This window comes from Sphingomonas sp. BK235, assembly GCF_004345855.1.
GTDB lineage: Bacteria > Pseudomonadota > Alphaproteobacteria > Sphingomonadales > Sphingomonadaceae > Sphingomonas.
Genome location: NZ_SLXN01000001.1, coordinates 959,281 through 979,725, shown reverse-complemented (window position 1 = coordinate 979,725; position 20,445 = coordinate 959,281). Strand labels below are relative to the sequence as shown.

The following is a 20,445-nucleotide window of genomic DNA, read 5'->3' as shown; positions in this document are numbered from 1 at the left end:
CCGACCGTGCGTCCGCCGCTTGTCCACCCTCCGCTTATCCGCTATATAACTCAGGTCCGGTGGGCTGGGGCTCGCGGAGGCATGGCGCGACAGGCAGGTCCTCTCGCGCCTTTTCGCTTATGGGCGGCGTCTCCTCGCACCTCGTGCCGACACGGATGTCGCGCGCGGCATGCGGCCGCCGCGACGGTGATGGCCAAGACCAGCGGACCCAACCGCTTGGCCGGAAACACGACTAGGACGAAGCATTTATGGCCTCTACGGCAACTCCCTCGCGCGACGAATTCGCGGCGCTGCTCGATGACATGTTCGGCGGTGCCGACAGCTTCGAGGGCCGCGTGGTGCTCGGCACCGTGACCGGCATCGAGAACGACCTGGCGGTGATCGACGTCGGTCTGAAGAGCGAGGGCCGCGTGCCGCTGCGCGAGTTCGCGCCGGCACCGGGACAGAAGGCCGAGCTCAAGGTCGGCGACGAGGTCGAGGTCTATGTCGACCGGGTCGAGAACATGCACGGCGAGGCGATGCTCAGCCGCGACCGCGCGCGCCGCGAGGCCGCCTGGGACAAGCTCGAGCTCGAGTTCAGCAAGACCGCGCGCGTCGAGGGCGTGATCTTCGGCCGCGTCAAGGGCGGCTTCACCGTCGACCTCAACGGCGCGGTGGCGTTCCTCCCCGGCTCGCAGGTCGACATCCGCCCGGTGCGTGACGTCACGCCGCTGATGGACATCCCGCAGCCGTTCCAGATCCTCAAGATGGACCGCAAGCGCGGCAACATCGTGGTGTCGCGTCGCGCGGTGCTGGAAGAGACCCGCGCCGAGCAGCGCTCGGGCCTGATCCAGTCGCTCCACGAGGGCCAGATCATCGACGGCGTGGTGAAGAACATCACCGACTATGGCGCCTTCGTCGACCTGGGCGGGATCGACGGCCTGCTGCACGTCACCGACCTCAGCTACAAGCGCGTCGGCCATCCGAGCGAGATGATCAACATCGGCGACACCGTGAAGGTGCAGATCATCCGCATCAACAAGGACACGCAGCGCATCTCGCTGGGCATGAAGCAGCTCGAGAGCGATCCGTGGGACGGCGCGTCGGCCAAGTATCCGGTCGGCGCCAAGCTGTCGGGCCGCGTCACCAACATCACCGAATACGGTGCGTTCGTCGAGCTCGAGGCGGGCATCGAGGGCCTCGTCCACGTGTCCGAGATGTCGTGGACCAAGAAGAACGTCCATCCGGGCAAGATCGTGTCGACCTCGCAGGAGGTGGACGTGGTGGTGCTCGAGGTCGACGAGGACAAGCGCCGCATCTCGCTGGGCCTGAAGCAGGCACAGGCCAATCCGTGGGAGGCGTTCGCCGCCGCGCACCCGATCGGCTCGACCGTCGAGGGCGAGGTCAAGAACGCGACCGAGTTCGGTCTCTTCATCGGCCTGGACAACGACGTCGACGGCATGGTCCACATGTCCGACATCGCGTGGGGCGTCTCGGGTGAGGACGCGCTCAACCTGCACCGCAAGGGCGAGACCGTCCAGGCGGTGGTGCTCGACATCGATCCCGAGAAGGAGCGCATCTCGCTCGGCATGAAGCAGCTCGAGCGCGGCGGTCCGGTCGCGGCGGGCGCGGGCGATCGCCTGGGCAAGAACCAGGTCGTCACCGTCACCGTGCTCGAGGTCCGCGACGCGGGTCTTGAGGTGCAGCAGGGCGACGATGGCGCGACCGGCTTCATCAAGCGGACCGACCTCGGCCGCGACCGCGACGAGCAGCGTCCGGAGCGCTTCCAGGTCGGTCAGAAGTTCGACGCGATGGTCACCGGGTTCGATCGTTCGAAGAAGCCCACCTTCTCGATCAAGGCGATGCAGATCTCCGAGGAGAAGCAGGCGGTGGCGCAGTACGGCTCGTCCGACTCGGGCGCGTCGCTGGGCGACATCCTGGGCGAGGCGCTCAAGGCGCGCGACACCAAGAAGTAAGCCGCAGGTCGCTCATCGCGACGGGTAAAAGGGGGATCGGCCGGTCGGCCGGTCCCCTTTCTCGTTGGTGTCGCGCTCAACCGTCCGCCGATGACCCATTATGCCGAAACAGTACCAGTTCGGTGCTATCGCGCGGGGAAGCTTACCTGTATCAACCCGACCCGCTCGGTATACGGATGTGAACGGAGAGACGATGATACGCTCGGAGTTGGTGCAGCAGTTGGCGGCGGGCAATCCGGAGCTGGCGCAGCGCGACGTGGAAGCGATCGTCTCGATCTTCTTCGACGAGATCACCTTGCGTCTCGCCGACAACGGCCGGGTCGAGCTGCGCGGCTTCGGTGCCTTCTCGACGCGCGCGCGCAACGCGCGAGTCGGGCGCAACCCGCGCACCGGCGAGACGGTCGAGGTGGACGCCAAGCGCGTCCCCTTCTTCAAGCCCGGCAAGGAGATGCGCCTTCGGCTCAACGTGAGCTGAGCGCCAGCCGGGTTGACGCGCCGCGCCGCAACGGCTTCGTGGTCGACGATGGGCGGACGTGGCGGAATCGGTAGACGCTGGGGACTTAAAATCCTCTGCCATCGGCGTGCGGGTTCGAGTCCCGCCGTCCGCACCATCATCGGACGCGGCGCCCTCCTGCTCGCGGCGCTGGCGAGCGCGACCGGCTGCGGTCGGCGCGCCGATGTCGGCCCCGTGGTGGTGAGCGTCATCGGTGCGACCCCGCACCTCGCCGGCGCGGACCGGCGCGCGCTCGCCGAACCCGATCGCCTGCTCACCGACTCGCTCGCGGAAGGACTGGTGCGGCTCGATGCCGCCGGCCAGGTCGAGGCGGGGGTGGCGGAACGCTGGATCGTCACCGATGAGGGGCGCAGCTATATCTTCCGCCTCCGCGAGGCGCGCTGGTCGGACGGGCAGCGGCTGACCGCCGCGCAGGTGGTCGCCGCGCTCAAGCGCCAGACATCGGCCCGCGCGGACAATCGACTCGCGCCCTTCCTCACCGCGGTGTCCTCGATCGTCGAGATGACGCCCGAGGTGATCGAGATCGAACTCGCGCGCCCGCGCCCCGACCTGCTCAAATTGTTCGCGCAGCCCGAACTGGCGCTGGTGCGCGAGCGACCACGTCCGGCAGGTGGTGCGGGACCGATGCGCCTGAGGCCGGGCCATGCCGCCGGGCAGCTGCTGACCCCAGCGCTCGACCCGGAGCGCGATCCTGACGACCCTGCCCCGGCCGCCGAGGACAATGTGCTGTTGCGCGGCGAACGCGCCGCGAGCGCGATCCTCCGCTTCGTCGAACGGCAATCCGATCTGGTGTCGGGCGGTACGCTGATCGATTGGCCGATCCTGCGCGCCGCGAATCCAGCCCCCGTCAACGTGCGGATCGACCCTGCGGCGGGCCTGTTCGGACTGGCGGTCACGCGCCGCGACGGCTTCCTCGCCGAGGCGACCAATCGCGCGGCGGTGGCCCAGGCGATCGACCGCGGTGATCTGACCGCCAGCGTCTCAGGCGACTGGATCGCGCGCGAGACGATCCTGCCCGAGCAGCTCGACTCGGCGGCACCTCCGGCCGCGCCAGGCTGGGCCATCGTGCTGCCCGAGCAGCGACAGTCAGCCGCGCGCGCGCGGGTCGCGGCATGGCGCGCCCGCGCGGGCGCGCCGGCACCGACGTTGCGGCTGGCGCTGCCGGCTGGCGCGGGAGGGACGTTGCTGTGGGCGCGGCTCGCACGCGATCTCGCCGCGATCGGGGTTCGCGCCGTGCGGGTCGCGCCGGACGACAAGGCGGCCGATCTGCGTCTGGTCGATGACGTGGCACCTTATGACAGCGCGCGTTGGTATCTGGCGCGCGCCTGCGACGATTGTGCGGAGCCGGCGCGCGACGCGATCGAGGCGGCGCGGCTCGCCGACACGCTCGAGGCGCGCGCGAGCGCGATCGCACAAGCCGACCGGCTGCTGACCGACGACATCGCCTTCATCCCGATCGCGCGTCCCTTCCGCTGGTCGCTGGTCGCGCTGCGGCTGCGTCAATGGCAGGCCAATGCGCGCGCCTTCCACCCGTTGAACCGGCTGCGCGCCGACACCAACTAAGTTCCATGGTCGTCCGCCCCACCCCGCTCGCGTCGCCGCTGCTCGCGTCGCTGCCCATCGGCAATGATCCCGCCTCGGTCCGCCGCCGCGTCGAGGCGATGGAGCAATTGCTCGAAGGATTGTTCGTCATTCCCGGCCTCAATCGCCGCGTCGGGCTCGACGCGATCATCGGGCTGGTGCCGGTGGTCGGCGACCTGGTGACCGCGGCGATGGGCATGTGGATCGTCTGGGAAGCGCGCAACCTCGGCATGAGCCGCGCCGCGCTGCTGGGCATGACCGCGCGGATCGGCTTCGACACCTTGCTCGGCGCGGTGCCGCTGATCGGCGACGCGGCCGACCTGATGTATCGCTCGAACACGCGCAACGTGAAGCGGATCAAGCGCTATCTCGACAAGCACCATCCCGCGACGGTGACCGTCACGCGCTGAGGATCAGGCGCCGGCGCTCAACGTCCGCGCGGCCGGAACGTGGTGCCGCCCGGCAGCGGGCGCGGCGCTCCCGTGGTGCCGGGGAAACTGATCGGCAGCCCGCGCAGCGTCCGTATCGCCATATAGGCGAAGCCCTCCGCCTCGAGCGAGTCGCCGTTCCAGCCGAGTGCATCGACCGGCTCGGGCAGAAGCCCGGTCTGCTCGGCGATCATCCGCATCAGCGTGGGATTGTGCCGCCCGCCCCCGCCGACCAGCAAGCGCCGCGGCGCGCGCGGCAGCAGCCGCAACGCGACCGCGACGCTCGCCGCGGTGAAGGCGGTGAGCGTTGCCGCGCCGTCCGCCAGCGCCAGCCCGCGCGCGGGCTGCACGGTGAAATCGTTGCGGTCGAGCGACTTGGGATAAGGCGCGTCGAAGAAGGGATGATCCAGCATCGCGCCGAGCACGCTGTCGTCGACGCGCCCGGCCGCCGCGGTCGCCCCGTCGCGATCGAAGCGCTCGCCGGTCTCCTGCTCGATCCAGCTGTCGATCAGCCCGTTGGCGGGACCGGTGTCGAAGGCGGCGAGCGGCTCACCGTCGGCGACCAGCGTGATATTGGCGACTCCGCCGAGGTTGAGGATGGCCACCGGCCCGTCGAGCTCGGCCGCGCGTGCGGCATGATAGACCGGCAGCAGCGGCGCCCCCTGCCCGCCGGCGGCGACGTCGGCGGAGCGGAAATCGGCCACGGTGGTGACGCCCGTCGCGTCGGCGAGCGTCTGCCCGTCGCCGATCTGCCAGGTCCAGCCGCGGTCGGGGCGATGCGCCACCGTCTGGCCGTGAAAGCCGATGACGTCGATCTCCCCGGCGCTCAGCCCGGCGTCGCGCAGCAGCTTCTGCACCGCCATCACATGGGTCCGCGTGATCAGCTCGGCCGCGGCGACGATCGGCGGGCTCGCCCGCGGGCGCTGGAAGCCGAGCGCGAGCTGCGTCGCGGCCGCGAGCTGCGCGCGTGCCTGATCCGAATAGGGTTCGTCGCGGAACGCGACCAGCCGCGCGGCGCGGTCGCCGTCGCTCTCGATCAGCGCCGCGTCGATCCCGTCGAGCGAGGTGCCCGACATCAGCCCGATCGCCCGCATCGTGTCTGCTTCCCCTTCGTTCACGCGCCGTTCCTATCGTCGCGGGCACGGTGCTGGCAAATCGAGCCGTCCCGCATTATGTGCGCGACGTCTCATGGCAACTCTACTCCCCTCCCCGCCGCGCGTCGGCATGGTCTCGCTCGGCTGCCCGAAGAATCTGGTCGATTCCGAGCGGATCCTGACCCAACTCCGCGCCGACGGCTATCACATGTCGCCCGATTATGCCGGCGCCGACGTCGTGCTGGTCAACACCTGCGGCTTCCTCGACTCCGCCAAGGAGGAGAGCCTCGAGGCGATCGGCGAGGCCATCGCCGAGAACGGGCGCGTGATCGTCACCGGCTGCATGGGCAAGGAAGCCGAGGCGATCCGCCAGCGCTTCCCCGACGTGCTCGCGATCACCGGCGCGCATGAATATGAGCAGGTGGTGGAGGCGGTCCATGCCGCCGCGCCTGCCGCGATCAGCCCCTATGTCGATCTGATCCCCGACGCCGGGCTGAAGCTGACGCCGCGACATTACAGCTATCTGAAGATCTCGGAGGGCTGCAACCACCGCTGTTCCTTCTGCATCATCCCGTCGCTGCGCGGCGATCTGGTCAGCCGCCGCCCCGACGCCATCCTGCGCGAGGCGGAGAAACTGGTCGCCGCGGGGACGCGCGAGCTGCTGGTGATCAGTCAGGATACCTCCGCTTATGGCCTCGACATTCGCGACCAGCCGCGGCGCTGGAAGGATCGCGAGGTGCGACCGCACATGACCGATCTGGCGCGTGAGCTCGGCCGGATCGCGCCCTGGATGCGGCTCCACTATGTCTATCCCTATCCACACGTCGATCAGGTGATCCCGCTGATGGCGGAGGGGCTGGTGCTGCCCTATCTCGACATACCGTTCCAGCATGCCGCGCCCGCGGTGCTGCGACGGATGAAGCGGCCGGCCAACGACGCCAAGGTGCTCGGCCGCATCCGCGCCTGGCGCGAGATCTGCCCCGATATCGCGATCCGCTCGACCTTCGTGGTCGGCTTCCCGGGGGAGACCGAGGCGGACTTCGACTATCTGCTCGACTGGCTCGACGAGGCACAGCTCGATCGCGTCGGCGCGTTCCGGTTCGAGCCGGTCGCCGGCGCGGCGGCGAACGACCTGCCCGATCACGTCCCCGACGAGGTCAAGGAGGAGCGCTACGCCCGCATCATGGCCAAGACCGCGGCGATCTCCGCGGCGAAGCTCGCGGCCAAGGTCGGGCGCACGCTCGAGGTGATTGTCGATGCGGTGGATCCAGACAGCGGCGGCGCGACCGCGCGATCGCAGGCGGACGCCCCGGAAATCGATGGCGAGGTTCAGCTCCGCGACTCGGCGCATCTCGCCCCGGGCGACATCGTCCGCGTGCTGATCGAGGAAGCCGACGAGCACGACCTGTTCGGCGTGCCGGTTGCGGCTTGACGACCGCGCGCGCACTGCTAAGAGGCGCCCTCGCTTCGGCGAATGCCCTTGGGGCGGAGTAGCTCAGCTGGTTAGAGCAGCGGAATCATAATCCGCGTGTCGGGGGTTCAAGTCCCTCCTCCGCTACCATCGTGACAGCCGACAGCGCGTGCGACGATCCGGCCGGGCCGGCGTCACGGCTTGTCGGGGCCGACCAACAGGTCGATGTCGAACCGGCGCACGGTCCCGGTATATTCGTTGCGGATCTCGCAGGTGGCGGCAACCGCGGGCGCATTCGATCGCCGTTCGAGCAGGATGCTGACCGCGGAGCGGATCGTCGATCGTCGCGCCGAGGCGTAGGTGGCGTGGCGCTCCAGCCCTTCGCTGGCGGATTCGGCGTCGGTGATGGTGATGCGGAAAGCAGGCATGGCCCTGCCTATCCGCACGCGCGAACTGCCACCGCGATCGGGATCAGGCTACGCATTTTTCGGGAGATTTACCGCGGATCCCAGAGAAGGGGCGGGCGATCGGATGCGAGGTGACCGGCCTGAGCCTCAATCCTCGGGCTGAACGTATTGACCCCGATCGCCTTGGGCGCGGTGGATCATCGCGCGCCCGCGCGACGCCGCCACCTCGACCTTGCTCGCGGTGCGCGACATGGTGTGGATCACGCGGGTCCGCCCGTGGAAGATGAGATTGTAGCCGACGAACCAGAGCGCCGCCGACACCATCAGCGCCGGCACCAGCAATGCGCGCTTGCGCAAGCGGCCGCGACCGTGATGCGTGTGCGTCCGTCGCCCGCACCGATCGCAGCGGTGGACGGTCGTGCCCGGCCGCGCGGTGGCGTGGCTCGTCCAGCGATGCAGCCCCAGGACGCAGAGGATGGTCATGAGCGAGAGCTTATCGGCGTTTTCGCGGACCGAGGCAACGGACACCCCGCCTCGGCAGCCGCGCAAGAACGTTCACAGGTCTAGCAGGCTATCGAGCCGCCCCTGCCCGGCCGCCTGTGCTGCGCCGCGGATCAGATCCTGGCTCATCCGGATCGCGACATCGGGGGTCACGCGGAATGCCATCCCCGAGCGCGACTCGATCCGTACCACGCCCTTGTCCGCGAACACGCGAGGTGAGACCGCACAGGTATCGGCTTCCATCGTGAGTATTCCCTCGTCCTGGATGATCCGGGCGAGCACCCACAGGGGCGCGGCGCGAGCGCCGCAAGCCGGCGGATCAGCGTGGCTGCCAAGCGGCCGGCAGGCCGATAGGTTCCGATCGATCCCGGTGCAGCACGCGCCGCCGGCGCGCTGTGACCCAGGATGGGACGGTGATCGGCGCAACAGGACGGCCCGGCGACGAAGGCGTCACCGGGCCGAGGTAGAGGGCCTCATGCGTCAAAGTCCCTCCGGGTCGCGTACACAGTCTAGGTTGATCTGCATCAGCCCACAATCGACCATCCTCACAATTTGATCGTGCTGGGCCACAGGCGCGGCGGATCGACGGTGCGGGGAGTTTCGACAGCGATCGCGAAAAAGCGGACATGCTGCGTCGACGCCGGTCGCCGCGCTGGCAACGGCCCGACCATGTTGAGCCGAGTTGCTATCCTACGTCCACCGCGTCGCCACCGTCGACCTGACGCTCAGCGCCAGAGCCCGCTCGGCACCGGATCGAGATCATAGGCCTCTTCGATCGACCAGGCCTCGTCGGACAGGCGTTCGCCGCGCATCCAGTGCCGGTCATGTTCCTCGCCGGGTGGCAGGCCGAGCGCGATGCGCTTCTCCTGCTGTTCCTCGGCATGGAGCAGGGTCACCCGCTCCTGCGCGGCCGCGCGTTCGTCCCGCATCTCTCTCTCCTCGGTCTTGGCAGGAACGTTTCGCGTCTGTGCATCGACGCAGCGGATTCGTGCTGATCCTGGTCAAGTTGCAACTTCGCGCCGATTACGGGCTGTTAAGCCTGTTGACCGATAAGGGTGTTCGAGTGCGGCAGATGGGACGGATCGTGGATCAGGCGGGCGCGACGCAGGGCGAGGACGTGTGGCTGGAGGCGGAGTCGTGGAACGACAACCGTCGCGAGCTGCGCGTACCGACCGCGCTGGAGGGCAGCGTCCGCTTGTTCCTCGGTGCCAGCGAGAGCGTCCAGGTGGTCGACGTGTCCAATCGCGGCTGCCGCCTCCGCGGCGTGACGCTCAAGGTGGCGCAGCGGGTGTGGCTCCGCATCGGCGACATGGAAACCCAGGTGGGAATCGTCGCCTGGTGCTATGACGGCGAAGTCGGCGTGCGCTTCGAGCAGCGACTCGCGCCCGAGGTCATCTCGCTGCTCGCCGGTCGCGCCTCCGGCGCGAGCGACACCGAGTTCGAGGACATCTGAACGTGAGCGAGATCGCCGGCCGCGATCCGCCGATCGGCGCACCAGCGCGCGAGCATCAGCCGCGCGCCGAGCGGCATCGCGTGATGCTGGGCGCGCTGATCGAGCGTTTCGGTGCCGGGGGTGCGACGCGGCACCGCGTGCGCGATCTGTCGTCCACCGGCGTGCGCGTCGATCAGGCCGAGCGACTGCAACGCGGCGCGACCGTGCTGGTGACGGTGGGCTCGCTCGCCGCGGTCGGCGCGACGGTGATCTGGGTCGAACACGGTGCCGCCGGACTGCGCTTCGCCCAGCCGATCAATCCCGATGACGCGCGTGCCAAGACCTTCGTGGCGAAGCAGGCGGGCAGCGCCGTGCCCGCGCGCGACGAGCGTTCGCTCGGCGCCGCGGGCTGGCTCGGCCATATCCGCGGCGCCTACGATCGCTGAGGCGCGTCTCACGGCCGCCGGCGGCACGACCAGACCAAGGCGGCCAAGCTGCCGATGACGGCTGCGAGGGCGGTGACGAGCGGGGCGTCGAGCAGGATCATGGAACATCTCCTTCCATGTCCCCGATCGTAGCGTCTACCCGGGATGTAGGACAGAACATATTGAGAACATTACGGCAAGTTGAGTGGCCTATTGCTCGGCCACTTCACTCGCGCCGCGACGACCACGCCGGCCACCTGCCACCTCCCGCATGCCTCCTGCTTTCGACTCGTTCGCTTCTCCGGAAGCGATAATCGCAGCCAGCACGGCGCCCGACGCATCGCGCCCCCGCGACAAGGCTGATGAAACGGTCCAGCGCGGGTCGGTAACGCCGATGCCACGGACATGACGCTGCAACCGCGGGGCGCCCCGACTCGTTACGGCTGCGATGAGGCTCAAGGTCGCCAGCTACAACATCCGCAAGGCGATCGGCACCGATCGGCGGCGCAATCCCGAGCGGATCCTCCAGGTGCTGCGCGAGATCGACGCCGATGTCATCGCGCTGCAAGAGGCCGACCGGCGCTTCGGCCAGCGCGCCGCGGTGCTCACCCCGCATCTGCTGGAGGAGCACAGCGACTGGCGCTCGGTCGCGCTCGGGATGCGGGCCACCAGCATGGGATGGCATGGCAATGCGTTGCTGGTGCGCAAGACGGCGGAGGTGGTCGACTGCCAGCAGCTCCATCTGCCCGCCCTGGAGCCGCGCGGTGCGGTCAGCGTCGACGTCGCGCTGGGTGGCGCGGTGGTGCGGGTGATCGGCATGCATCTCGATCTCTCGGGCCTGTGGCGTCGGCGTCAGGCCGCGGCGGTGCTCGCGCATGCGGCGCATCGTGCCCCCGGGGACGCCACGGTGATGATGGGTGATCTCAACGAGTGGACCCGCGCCTCGGGCTGCCTCAGCGACTTCGCGCGCGACTTCCATTTCGCCGAGACGGGGCCGAGCTTCCACGCGCGCCGCCCGATCGCGCGGCTCGATCGCATCATGGTGTCGCGCGCGTTGCGCGTCGTCGCCTGCGGTGTCCATCAGACGGCGGCGGCGCGGGTCGCGTCGGACCATCTGCCGATCTGGGCCGAGATCGCCGCCGCATGAGCGAGGCGATGGTGCGCGAGAAGGAAGTGCGGCTGGCGCTGGTCTGCTACGGCGGGATCAGCCTGGCGGTCTATATGCACGGCATCGTCAAGGAGGTGTGGCACCTCGCGCGCGCCAGCCGCGCCGCGCGGGACGGCGCGCCGTGCGACGGCGCGAGCGCGCAGGTCTATCGCGCGCTGCTCGACGAGATCGAGGAGAGCGCGCGCTGGCGCGTGCGCGTGCTGCCCGATATCGTCGCGGGCGCCAGCGCGGGCGGGATCAACGGCGTGTTCCTGGCCCAGGCGATCGCGAGCGGGCAGTCGCTCGATCCGCTCACCGATCTGTGGCTCGACGGGGCCGACGTCGAGCGCCTGATCGACGCCGACGCGGCGCCCGCCTCGCGCTTCTCGAAAGTCTGGGCGCTCCCCCTGGCCTGGATGGCGGCGGGACGCAGCGCGGAACAGCTCGAGGCGCTCGACGAGGCGACCCGCGACGAGGTGCGCGCCAAACTCTCGCATTTCGTCCGCTCCCGCTGGTTCGAGCCGCCCTTCTCGGGCGAGGGATTCACGGGCATGCTGCTCGACGCCTTCGACGCCATGGCGGCCGCGCCGCGCGGGCCGCGACTGTTGCCCCCGGGACAGCCACTCGACCTGTTCGTCACCGTCACCGACTTCGGCGGGCATCCCGAACGCCTCCAGCTTCATTCGCCGCCCGAAGTGATGGAGACCGAGCATCGGCTCGTGCTTCCCTTCAGCGATCATGGGGCCGCGCGCGACACGCTCGCCGCGGTGCCCGAGCTGATCTTCGCCGCGCGCGCGACGTCGAGCTTTCCCGGCGCCTTTCCGCCCTTCACCGTCGCCGAGCTCGATCGCGTGCTCAGGGCACGGCGGCGGCGCTGGCCCGGTCGGCGCGACTTCCTCGAGCGCGTGCTGCCGCGCCATGCCGCCGCGCGCGCGGCCGAAGGCGCGGTGCTGATCGACGGCTCGGTGCTCGCCAACGCGCCGTTCCGTCCCGCGATCGATGCGCTGCGCGAACGGCCCGCCAAGCGCGAGATCGACCGCCGCTTCGTCTATGTCGATCCCTCGCCGGGGCACAAATTGACGCTGGGAGGCGGGGGTGACGGGCCGCCCGGCTTCTTCCAGACGATCCTCGGGGCGATCAGCGAGCTGCCGCGCCAACAGCCGATCCGCGACAATCTGGAAGCGCTGGCCGAGCGCTCGCGCCGGATCGAGCGGATGCGCGCGATCACCGAGGCGATCCGCCCGCAGGTCGACGCCGCGATCGAGGAATTGTTCGGCCGCACCTTCTTCCTCGATCGCCCGACCCCGGCGCGGCTGGTGGCGTGGCGCCGTCGCGCACAGGAGGCGGCGGCGGATCGCGCCGGATATGGCTATGTCGGTTATGGACAGCTCAAGGCGGCCGGCGTGGTCGAGTTCGTCGCGGCGCTGCTCCACGCCATCGGCGGCGCGCCGGGGGCGCAGCGGTGGAGCCGCATCCGCGAGCGGATCGATGCGGCACTCGCCGCGCGCGGGCTCGACGCCGATGCGGTCTATGCCGGCGGCGCGAGCGAGGCGATGGTCGCGTTCCTGCGCACCTTCGACCTCAACTTCCGCGTACGCCGGCTGCGCTTGCTCGCGCGCCGTCTGGGGGAGCTGGATCATGAGGCCAGCGCGGCGACGCTCCAGCCGCTGCGCGACGCGATCTATGATTCCCTGACCGCCTATCTGCGCGCCAAACAGACCGACACCCATGCCGCGTTGCGCCACGACGTGCGCGCGTTGCGCGACGATGCCGCGCCGCTGCTCGATGCCTTCGGCGCCTCGCTCGACCTCACCGCGCTCGACGCCGCGACCGACACGCGGATGGCGGCGGCGCTGGCCGCGGTGCCGCGCGAGGCCCGTCGACCGATGCTGCTCAACTATCTGGGCTTTCCCTTCGTCGACGTGGCGACCCTGCCGCTGCTTCAGGGCGAGGGGCTCGACGAGTTCGACCCGATCAAGGTCGACCGCGTCTCTCCCGACGACGCGCGCTCGATCCGCGCGGGAGGCGCGGCGGCGACGCTGAAAGGCATTCAATTCAACAGCTTCGGCGCATTCTTCAGCCGCGCCTACCGCGAGAATGATTACCTCTGGGGTCGGCTGCACGGCGCCGAGCGGATGATCGACATCACCGTCTCCACCCTGCCCGCCGCGACCCGGCTGCGCCCCGGTCGAGTCGCGGCGATCAAGCGCGCGGTCTTCCGCGCCATCCTCGACGAGGAAGAGGCGCGGCTGGGCAGCGCCGGCGGGTTGATCGCGACGCTCCGCCGTGAGGTGGGATGACGTCGGCCGGGGCGGTCCGCCGCGACGGACGACGGGGCCTTAACCGTTGACCTGCGCCGCCGCACCGCCGATGCAGCCTCATGGCCGCCGACGACCTCCCCACCCGCAACATCGCGCTGCTGATCGACGCCGACAATGCGTCCTGGCATGCGCTCGACCCGGTGCTGACCGCGCTCGCCGAGTTCGGTAGCGTCAACGTCCGCCGGGTCTACGGCAATTGGGTCAAGGAGGCGCTCAAGGGTTGGCGCGACATGACCGTCAAGCATGGCATCGAGCCGCAGCAGCAATTCGATCTCACGCGCGGCAAGAACGCCACCGACATGAAGATGACGATCGACGCGATGGACCTGCTCCACCGCGGTCGCGTCGACGCCTTCGGGATCATGTCGTCCGACAGCGACTTCATGCCGCTCGCCACGCGGATCCGGCAGGACGGGCTCGACGTCTATGGCTTCGGCAACAGCAACACGCCCGAGGGCTTCCGCAACGCCTGCACGCGCTTCATCGACGTCAACGCGCTGCTGGAGACCACCAAGCCCAAGCGCGCGCGGCGCGTCGAGGTGCCGTTCGATCAGTCGGTCCCGCCCGCGATCGGCGCCACCGCCGCGGCGGCGCGCGCGAGCGGCACGGTCGACGATCCCGAGCTGCTCCACCTGCTTCACGACGCCTATGACTCGCTCAAGCCCGACTCGCGCGGCTTCGTCGGGCTCTCCGCATTGGGGCAGCGTGCCGCCAACCGGTCGAGCTTCGACGTGCGCAATTATGGCTACAAGCGGCTCTCCGACCTGGTCGACGCAATCCCCTCGATCGACGTCGATCGCCGCGAGAACCATGTCTACGTGCGCTGGAAGGACTGACGTTTGCCCCGATCCCTCGCCGCGCTCGCGGCGCTCGCCCTGATATCGCCGCCCGCGGTCGCGCAGACCGTGCCCCCTGCCGATCCGGCCCGGCTCTCCGCCGACGTTCGCACCCTGGCGTCACCCGATTTCGGCGGCCGTGCGCCGGGCACGCCGGGGGAGCGCAAGACGCTCGACTGGCTCGTCGCCCGGTTCAAGGCGCTCGGGCTCGCGCCGGCAGGGCCGGACGGTCAGTTTCTCCAGCAGGTACCGCTGATCCACACCCGCGTCGCGGCAGACGCGACGATGCGCGTCGGCGACATCACGCTGGCGCAGGGCAAGGAGATCGCGGTGACCACCGTGCGCGCCGCGGCGCGGATCGCGGTGTCGGACTCGCCCATGGTGTTCGTCGGCTATGGCGTGCGCGCGCCCGAGGCGCGATGGGACGATCTCAAGGGCATGGATCTGCGCGGCAAGACATTGGTCTTCCTCGTCAACGATCCCGATTTCGAGGCGAGCGCCGGCGACGACGCCAAAGGGCGGTTCGGCGACCGGCGGATGACCTATTACGGCCGCTGGACCTATAAGTTCGAGGAAGCCGCGCGACAGGGGGCCGCGGCGGCGCTGATCATCCACGATACCGCCGGCGCTGGCTATCCCTGGTCCACCGTGAACGCCTCCAACGGCGAGAATTACGACATCGTCCGCGGCGCCGACGACCCGCGCGTACCGCTTCAGGGCTGGATCGAGCATGACGCCGCCGACCGCCTCTTCGCCGAGGCCGGGCTCGATCTCGCCGCGTTGCGGGTCAAGGCGCGTTCGGCATCCTTCCGCCCCGTGCCGATGGGCAAGACCTTCTCGGCCGACGCCGCGGTGACGGTCGACCGGATCGTCAGCGCCAACGTGCTCGCCAAGATCCCGGGCAAGAGCCGTCCGGACGAGTCGGTGCTGTTCGCGGCGCACTGGGACGCCTATGGCGAGGGGCCGCCCGACGCGAGCGGGCGCACGCTCCGCCCCGGCGCCAACGACGATGCGCTCGGCACCGCCGGCGTCGTCGAGCTGGCGCGGCTGTTCAAGGCGGGGCCGGCGCCCGACCGCTCGCTCGTCTTCGCCTTGTGGACGGGCGAGGAGCGCGGGCTGCTCGGCTCGGAATATTACGCCACCCATCCGACGATGCCGCTGGCCACGACCGCGGCCAACCTGACGCTCGACATCCTCCAGACCGCCGGGGCCGCTAAGGACGTGGTGCTGGTCGGCCCGGGCCAATCGACGCTCGACCCGCTGCTGTCCGAGGCGGCGCGCGCGCAGCGACGGACGATCACGCCCGAGACGTTCAGCGAGCGCGGCCTGTTCTACCGCGCCGACCATTTCTCCACGGTGCGCCGCGGCGTGCCCGCGCTGCTGCTGATGGCGCTCGGCGGGGCACCCGACCTCGCGCGGGGCGGCCGTGCCGCCGGGCAGAAGTGGCTCGACGATTACATGGCCTGTTATCACAAGACCTGCGACAGTTGGGACGCTGGCTGGGACTTGCGCGGCGCGGCGATGGACGTCGACCTGTTCCACGCGATCGGCACGCGATTGGCCCGGCCGGGGATCTGGCCGCGCTGGAGCGCGGGCAGCGAGTTCGCCGCCACGCGGGAGCGGAGCGCCGCCGAGCGGAAGTGATCGGCCGAGCGGGGGTACCATGATGGGGGCGTGACGGACCGGGTCTCGCTCACCCCGTCACCGCGCCGGCGGCTCGTTCAGTTCCTCGCCCCGATCACGGCTGCCCCGATCACCGATCGTGCCGGGGCGACCGAGCGCTGGTAAGAAGCCAGCGCCCGGGCGCCGCGACGTCCGGGCACGACCATGCCCGGTCCCCTGCCCTCAGCGCGTCAGCTTCTTGTAGGCCAGGCGCGTCGGGCGGTCGGCGGCGTCGCCCATGCGGCGGCGCTTGTCTTCCTCGTAGCTCTCGTAGTTGCCCTCGAACCACTCGACATGGCTGTCGCCCTCGAACGCGAGGATGTGCGTGCACAGCCGATCGAGGAAGAAGCGATCGTGGCTGATCACCACCGCGCAGCCGGCGAAGGTCTCCAGCGCCTCCTCGAGCGCGCGCAGCGTCTCGACGTCGAGGTCATTGGTCGGCTCGTCGAGCAGCAGGACGTTGCCGCCCTCCTTGAGCATCTTGGCCATGTGGACGCGGTTGCGCTCACCGCCCGAGAGCTGGCCGACCTTCTTCTGCTGGTCCGGCCCGCGGAAGTTGAACGCGCCGACATAGGCACGCGTGCCCAGCTCCTGCTTGCCGAAGCGGAATACCTCCAGCTCGTCGGAGATCTCCTGCCAGACGTTCTTGTTGGGATCGAGGTCGTCGCGGCTCTGGTCGACATAGCCGAGCTTGACGGTCGAGCCGACCTCGATCGTCCCCGCGTCGGGCTGCTCCTGCCCGGTGATGAGCTTGAACAGCGTCGACTTGCCCGCGCCGTTCGGCCCGATCACCCCGACGATCCCGCCCGGCGGCAGCATGAAGTCGAGATTCTCGAACAGCAGTTTATCGCCGTAGGACTTGGTCAGCCCCTTGGCCTCGATCACCTTGCCGCCGAGCCGCTCGGGCAGCTGGATCAGGATCTGCGCCTTGCCGGCGACGCGATTCTCCTGCTTCGCCATCAGCTCGTCGAAGGCGCGGATACGCGCCTTGCTCTTGGTCTGGCGCGCCTTGGGGGTCTGGCGCATCCAGGCGAGCTCGTCGGCGATCGCCTTCTGCTTGCCCGCCTCCTCGCGCTCCTCCTGCTCGAGGCGCTTGGCCTTCTTCTCGAGATAGCCCGAATAGTTGCTCTCATAGGTGTAGTAGCGCCCGCGATCGAGCTCGAGCACCCAATTCACGACATTGTCGAGGAAGTAGCGATCGTGGGTGACGAGGATGACGTTGCCCGCATATTCCTTGAGGAAATTCTCGAGCCACGACACGCTCTCGGCGTCGAGGTGGTTGGTCGGCTCGTCGAGCAGCAGGATGTCGGGCTTCTCCAGCAGCAGCCGGCACAAAGCGACGCGGCGGCGCTCGCCGCCCGACAGCTTGGTGACGTCGGCGTCGCCCGGCGGGCAGCGCAGCGCCTCCATCGCGACCTCGAGCTGGTTGTCGAGCGTCCAGCCGTCGACCGCGTCGATCTTGCCCTGGAGCTCGCCCATCTCCTCCATCAGCGCGTCGAAGTCGGTGTCGTCCTTGGGATCGCCCATCTCGGCCGAGATCGCGTTGAAGCGATCGACCAGGTCCGCGATCGGGCGCACGCCGTCCTTGACGTTGCCGATCACGTCCTTGCTGGGATCGAGCTGCGGCTCCTGCGCGAGATAGCCGACGCGCACGCCCTCGGCGGCCCAGGCCTCGCCGGTGAAGTCCGGATCCATTCCCGCCATGATCTTCATCAGCGTCGACTTGCCGGCACCGTTGGGGCCGATGATCGCGATCTTCGCCGAGGGAATGAACTGCAGGTGGATGTTGTTGAGAACGGGCTTGTTCGCGCCCGGGAAGGTCTTGGTCAGACCCTTCATGACATAGGTGTACTGGACGGCCATCTGGCGCGCTGCTCCATGGGCTGGGTGCGACGGGAAATCGGTGGCGCGCATGTAAGCGCGCGCGGGCGCGTTGGCAAACCGGCAAGCTTTGGTTACGCCGCGGCGCATGAACCGCTCCCCGCTCCGGATCGCCGCGCTCGCCTCCAGCGCCCTCGCCGCCCTCGTCGCGCTCGCCGCACCGGCCGCCGCCCAGCACGCGGTGCCGCACGCGCCCGCGGCGGTGGCGCCCGAGGTGGCAGCGCTGCGCGATGCCGCGCTGAAGGACGAGCTCGCCTATGAGCTGGTCGAGGGACTCACCACCGAGATCGGCCAGCGCCTCGCCGCGACCGACGCCGAGGCGCGCGCGCGCGAGTGGGCGGTGAAGAAGCTAACCGCGCTCGGCTTCAGCAACGTCCGCGACGAGCCCTTCACCATGCCGCTATGGCTGCGCGGCGAGGAGGAGGCCGAGATCGTCGCGCCCTTCCCGCAGAAACTGAAACTTGTGGCACTCGGGCACTCGGCGGCGACGCCGCCCAAGGGGCTCACCGCCGAGCTGGTCGTGTTCCCGACGTACGGCGACCTCGTCGCCGCGCCGGCGGGCTCGCTCAAGGGCAAGATCGCCTATGTCGGCAACAGCATGCAACCGACGCAGGACGGCTCCGGCTACGGCGCCAACGGCGTCGCGCGCTTCAACGGCCCCGGCGTGGCGGCGAGCAAGGGCGCGGCGGCGATCGTGATCCGCTCGATCGGCACCGACACGCACCGCCTGCCGCATACCGGCACCACCGACTTTCCCGACGGCGTGAAGCCGATCCCCGCCGCCGCGCTGTCGGTGCCCGATGCCACGCTGATCGAGCGTATGGCCCAGCGCGGCCAGCCGATCCGGATGCACCTGCTGCTCACCCCGCGCTCGCCCGGGCCGAGCCAGTCGGGCAACGTCATCGCCGAGGTGCCCGGCACCGACCCGAGCGCGGGCGTGGTGCTGATCGGCGGCCATCTCGACAGCTGGGACCTCGCCACCGGCGCGATCGACGATGCCAGCGGCGTCGCGATCACCGCCGCCGCGGCCAAGCGCATCCTCGACAGCGGGCACCGACCGCGCCGCACCATCCGCGTCGTCTGGTTCGGCGCGGAGGAAGTCGGCGGGCTCGGCGGCGCGGCCTATGCCGAGCGCCACGGCAAGGAGCGCCACGCGATCGCGGCGGAGAGCGACTTCGGCGCCGACCGCGTGTGGCGTTTCGAGACGACGCTGCCGGAGAGCGCCGCGGCGGTCGGCGACCGGCTCGCCAGCGCGCTCGCGCCGCTGGGCATCGTGCGCGGACAGGGCAAGGCGGGCGACGGCACCGACATCGCGCCGACGATCGCGACCGGCGTCGCCGGCGTCGACCTCAACCAGTCGGGTCTGCGTTATTTCGACGTCCACCACACGCCCGACGACACGCTCGAGCGGGTCGATCCCGAGCAGTTGCGCCAGAATGTCGCGGCCTGGACGACGATGCTCGCGGTGGTGGCGAACGCTCCCGAGGAGATCGGTGCGGTGGCGCGCCCGTGACGGTGCCGGACGGTGCGGCGATGTGTCACCGTTCGTCGCAACCTTTCGGAGAGATGAATTTTGCTTATTGACCCCCCGCCGCGGTAGGGTATGGCGGGCGTTCGCGACGGCGTTGGGGTCGGCCGCGAATGGTTTATGATGCTTGGGAGCATTCAGATGAAGAAGATCCTGCTCGTCGCCGCCGCCGCGTCGCTGATGTCGGTCGCCGCCTGCTCGAAGTCGCCGGAGGCCGCCGCGGTCGAGAACAACGCCGACATGATGGCGGACAACATGGACGCGCTCGCGGGCAACGTCGCCGACATGTCGAACACCACCGCCAACCCGTTTGCCGAGGACAATGCCGAGGCGGTCGCCGAGAACATCCACTCGGCCGCCGACAACGTCCGTGACGCCGGCGAGGACGCCGCGCACAACATGTGATCGAGCGGGTCGGGTTCGGGGTGATGAAGCGCTCGCTGCTTCCGTTGCTCGCCTGGGTCGCGCCGCTCGGCGCCACCGCGTGCGATCGCAGCCCCGAACCCGCCTCGATCGGCAACAACGCCGAGATGATGGCCGACGCGCTCGAGCGTCGCGCCGACAATCTCGAGGCGATGGCCGAGGCCGCCGCCAACGACAGCGCATCGGCGATACTGGCCGGCGCTGAGACGAACTTCGGTGACGATGCCGATCCCGTCGGTAACGGCGCCGTCGAGGCGACGGAGCGCTGAGCGCATCGTCCCGCTGGCGATATTGTTTTCGGCAAGGGGCACCCGCGGGTGCCCCTTCGCTTGTCGGGCCGAGCTTGCGCCGCCGCGCCGCGGCGACTAGGCCGGCACCCGCGTCGGGGAGTGGCGCAGTCTGGTAGCGCGCCTGCTTTGGGAGCAGGATGTCGCAGGTTCGAATCCTGTCTCCCCGACCATCCATGCCGTCGCCCATCTCGGCTCGCGGACGATGATCCGAGCGTCGGCGTCTGCTACGTCGTACCCGAGCGATGTCCGCACGAGCCGTATTGGGGCATCGGCGGGCGGCGTCACCACTAATTCGCTTCCCCAAGAAGACGCCCCGTGCCTATCCTGTCGCGAGGCAGGGAAAGGATCGAGGGTGAAGTATCTGATCGCGGCAGCGTTGATCGCGGGCGTGGTGTCGACGGTCGCCGGCGCGCAAAGCACGCGCAAGCCCAGGCCAGCGCTCGATCCCGCGCAGCGCGTCTGTCGTTCGATCGAGTCCACCGGGTCGCGCTTCACCAAAAGCGTGTGCCACACGCGCGCCGAATGGGTTCAGATCGATCGCGCGGACGGCGACTCCGCCTCCGAGGAGATGCGGCGCCCACGCGGCACCATGACCCTGCCGCAATGAGG

General features: G+C 69.6%; 21 protein-coding genes and 3 tRNA genes. 18 read left to right on the top strand and 6 right to left on the bottom strand.

Annotated elements, in window-relative coordinates; translation table 11 throughout:
- Nucleotides 1-248: 248 nt before the first annotated feature.
- From rpsA to EV292_RS04515, 5 genes are all read left to right on the top strand, one after another.
- The gene (rpsA, locus tag EV292_RS04535; protein WP_132907935.1) at nt 249-1,955 is read left to right on the top strand and encodes a 30S ribosomal protein S1; all 1,707 of its coding nucleotides are present in this window, start codon (nt 249-251) and stop codon (nt 1,953-1,955) included.
- Nucleotides 1,956-2,148: 193 nt separating this feature from the next.
- Entirely contained in the window at nt 2,149-2,430 is a 282-nt protein-coding gene (locus tag EV292_RS04530) for an integration host factor subunit beta (RefSeq protein ID WP_132907934.1), read from the top strand.
- Between the two features lie 52 nt (nt 2,431-2,482).
- Nucleotides 2,483-2,566, top strand: a tRNA-Leu gene (locus EV292_RS04525).
- An 80-nt stretch (nt 2,567-2,646) separates the two neighbouring features.
- Nucleotides 2,647-4,032 carry an ABC transporter substrate-binding protein gene (locus tag EV292_RS04520; RefSeq protein ID WP_243693593.1) on the top strand — a complete coding sequence of 462 codons (1,386 nt, stop codon included), beginning with the start codon at nt 2,647-2,649 and terminating at the stop codon, nt 4,030-4,032.
- A gap of 5 nt (nt 4,033-4,037) precedes the next feature.
- On the top strand, nt 4,038-4,460 hold the full coding sequence (locus tag EV292_RS04515) for a DUF4112 domain-containing protein (protein WP_132907933.1): 423 nt from the start codon (nt 4,038-4,040) through the stop codon (nt 4,458-4,460).
- 17 nt (nt 4,461-4,477) lie between these two features.
- Here the strand turns inward: EV292_RS04515 and EV292_RS04510 are convergent, their stop codons facing one another.
- Nucleotides 4,478-5,572, bottom strand: coding sequence for an anhydro-N-acetylmuramic acid kinase (locus tag EV292_RS04510; RefSeq protein WP_132908191.1), 1,095 nt, complete (start codon nt 5,570-5,572; stop codon nt 4,478-4,480).
- 94 nt (nt 5,573-5,666) lie between these two features.
- On the opposite strand from EV292_RS04510, the gene rimO reads away from it, so the two are divergent.
- Nucleotides 5,667-7,004 (top strand): 30S ribosomal protein S12 methylthiotransferase RimO, encoded by a 1,338-nt coding sequence (rimO, locus tag EV292_RS04505; RefSeq protein WP_132907932.1) that lies wholly within the window; start codon nt 5,667-5,669, stop codon nt 7,002-7,004.
- A 52-nt stretch (nt 7,005-7,056) separates the two neighbouring features.
- Nucleotides 7,057-7,133: transfer RNA gene (locus EV292_RS04500), tRNA-Met, on the top strand.
- Nucleotides 7,134-7,177: 44 nt separating this feature from the next.
- Here EV292_RS04500 and EV292_RS04495 read toward each other — a convergent pair.
- The 4 genes from EV292_RS04495 to EV292_RS04480 form a co-directional block, all read right to left on the bottom strand.
- Nucleotides 7,178-7,411 (bottom strand): hypothetical protein, encoded by a 234-nt coding sequence (locus EV292_RS04495; protein ID WP_132907931.1) that lies wholly within the window; start codon nt 7,409-7,411, stop codon nt 7,178-7,180.
- Between the two features lie 126 nt (nt 7,412-7,537).
- Nucleotides 7,538-7,873, bottom strand: a complete 336-nt coding sequence (locus tag EV292_RS04490) for a hypothetical protein (RefSeq protein WP_132907930.1) — start codon at nt 7,871-7,873, stop codon at nt 7,538-7,540.
- Between the two features lie 72 nt (nt 7,874-7,945).
- Entirely contained in the window at nt 7,946-8,134 is a 189-nt protein-coding gene (locus tag EV292_RS04485) for a hypothetical protein (RefSeq protein WP_132907929.1), read from the bottom strand.
- 482 nt (nt 8,135-8,616) lie between these two features.
- Complete coding sequence (locus tag EV292_RS04480; RefSeq protein ID WP_132907928.1) at nt 8,617-8,820, bottom strand: hypothetical protein; 204 nt, start codon at nt 8,818-8,820, stop codon at nt 8,617-8,619.
- Between the two features lie 59 nt (nt 8,821-8,879).
- On the opposite strand from EV292_RS04480, the gene EV292_RS04475 reads away from it, so the two are divergent.
- The 6 genes from EV292_RS04475 to EV292_RS04450 all read left to right on the top strand — a co-directional run bounded on the left by EV292_RS04475 (nt 8,880) and on the right by EV292_RS04450 (nt 15,696).
- Complete coding sequence (locus EV292_RS04475) at nt 8,880-9,344, top strand: hypothetical protein (protein ID WP_132907927.1); 465 nt, start codon at nt 8,880-8,882, stop codon at nt 9,342-9,344.
- A 2-nt stretch (nt 9,345-9,346) separates the two neighbouring features.
- On the top strand, nt 9,347-9,769 hold the full coding sequence (locus EV292_RS04470) for a PilZ domain-containing protein (RefSeq protein WP_132907926.1): 423 nt from the start codon (nt 9,347-9,349) through the stop codon (nt 9,767-9,769).
- 427 nt (nt 9,770-10,196) lie between these two features.
- The gene (locus tag EV292_RS04465; RefSeq protein ID WP_132907925.1) at nt 10,197-10,895 is read left to right on the top strand and encodes an endonuclease/exonuclease/phosphatase family protein; all 699 of its coding nucleotides are present in this window, start codon (nt 10,197-10,199) and stop codon (nt 10,893-10,895) included.
- On the top strand, nt 10,892-13,195 hold the full coding sequence (locus EV292_RS04460) for a patatin-like protein (protein ID WP_243693592.1): 2,304 nt from the start codon (nt 10,892-10,894) through the stop codon (nt 13,193-13,195). Before EV292_RS04465 ends, EV292_RS04460 begins: the two co-directional genes overlap by 4 nt.
- An 80-nt stretch (nt 13,196-13,275) precedes the next feature.
- Nucleotides 13,276-14,052, top strand: coding sequence for an NYN domain-containing protein (locus tag EV292_RS04455; RefSeq protein WP_132907924.1), 777 nt, complete (start codon nt 13,276-13,278; stop codon nt 14,050-14,052).
- Between the two features lie 3 nt (nt 14,053-14,055).
- Nucleotides 14,056-15,696, top strand: coding sequence for a M28 family peptidase (locus EV292_RS04450; RefSeq protein WP_132907923.1), 1,641 nt, complete (start codon nt 14,056-14,058; stop codon nt 15,694-15,696).
- Between the two features lie 201 nt (nt 15,697-15,897).
- Here EV292_RS04450 and ettA read toward each other — a convergent pair whose 3' ends face one another.
- Nucleotides 15,898-17,577 (bottom strand): energy-dependent translational throttle protein EttA, encoded by a 1,680-nt coding sequence (gene ettA / locus EV292_RS04445; protein WP_132907922.1) that lies wholly within the window; start codon nt 17,575-17,577, stop codon nt 15,898-15,900.
- 106 nt (nt 17,578-17,683) lie between these two features.
- Between ettA and EV292_RS04440 the strand changes: the two genes are divergently transcribed.
- The 5 genes from EV292_RS04440 to EV292_RS04420 all read left to right on the top strand — a co-directional run bounded on the left by EV292_RS04440 (nt 17,684) and on the right by EV292_RS04420 (nt 20,443).
- Nucleotides 17,684-19,108 carry a M20/M25/M40 family metallo-hydrolase gene (locus EV292_RS04440; protein WP_132907921.1) on the top strand — a complete coding sequence of 475 codons (1,425 nt, stop codon included), beginning with the start codon at nt 17,684-17,686 and terminating at the stop codon, nt 19,106-19,108.
- A 156-nt stretch (nt 19,109-19,264) separates the two neighbouring features.
- Nucleotides 19,265-19,528: a hypothetical protein gene (locus EV292_RS04435; protein WP_132907920.1), complete on the top strand. Its 264-nt coding sequence runs from the start codon at nt 19,265-19,267 to the stop codon at nt 19,526-19,528.
- Nucleotides 19,529-19,551: 23 nt separating this feature from the next.
- Complete coding sequence (locus tag EV292_RS04430; protein WP_165927009.1) at nt 19,552-19,815, top strand: hypothetical protein; 264 nt, start codon at nt 19,552-19,554, stop codon at nt 19,813-19,815.
- A gap of 114 nt (nt 19,816-19,929) precedes the next feature.
- Nucleotides 19,930-20,006: transfer RNA gene (locus tag EV292_RS04425), tRNA-Pro, on the top strand.
- Nucleotides 20,007-20,188: 182 nt separating this feature from the next.
- Nucleotides 20,189-20,443: a hypothetical protein gene (locus EV292_RS04420; protein WP_132907918.1), complete on the top strand. Its 255-nt coding sequence runs from the start codon at nt 20,189-20,191 to the stop codon at nt 20,441-20,443.
- Nucleotides 20,444-20,445: the final 2 nt, after the last annotated feature.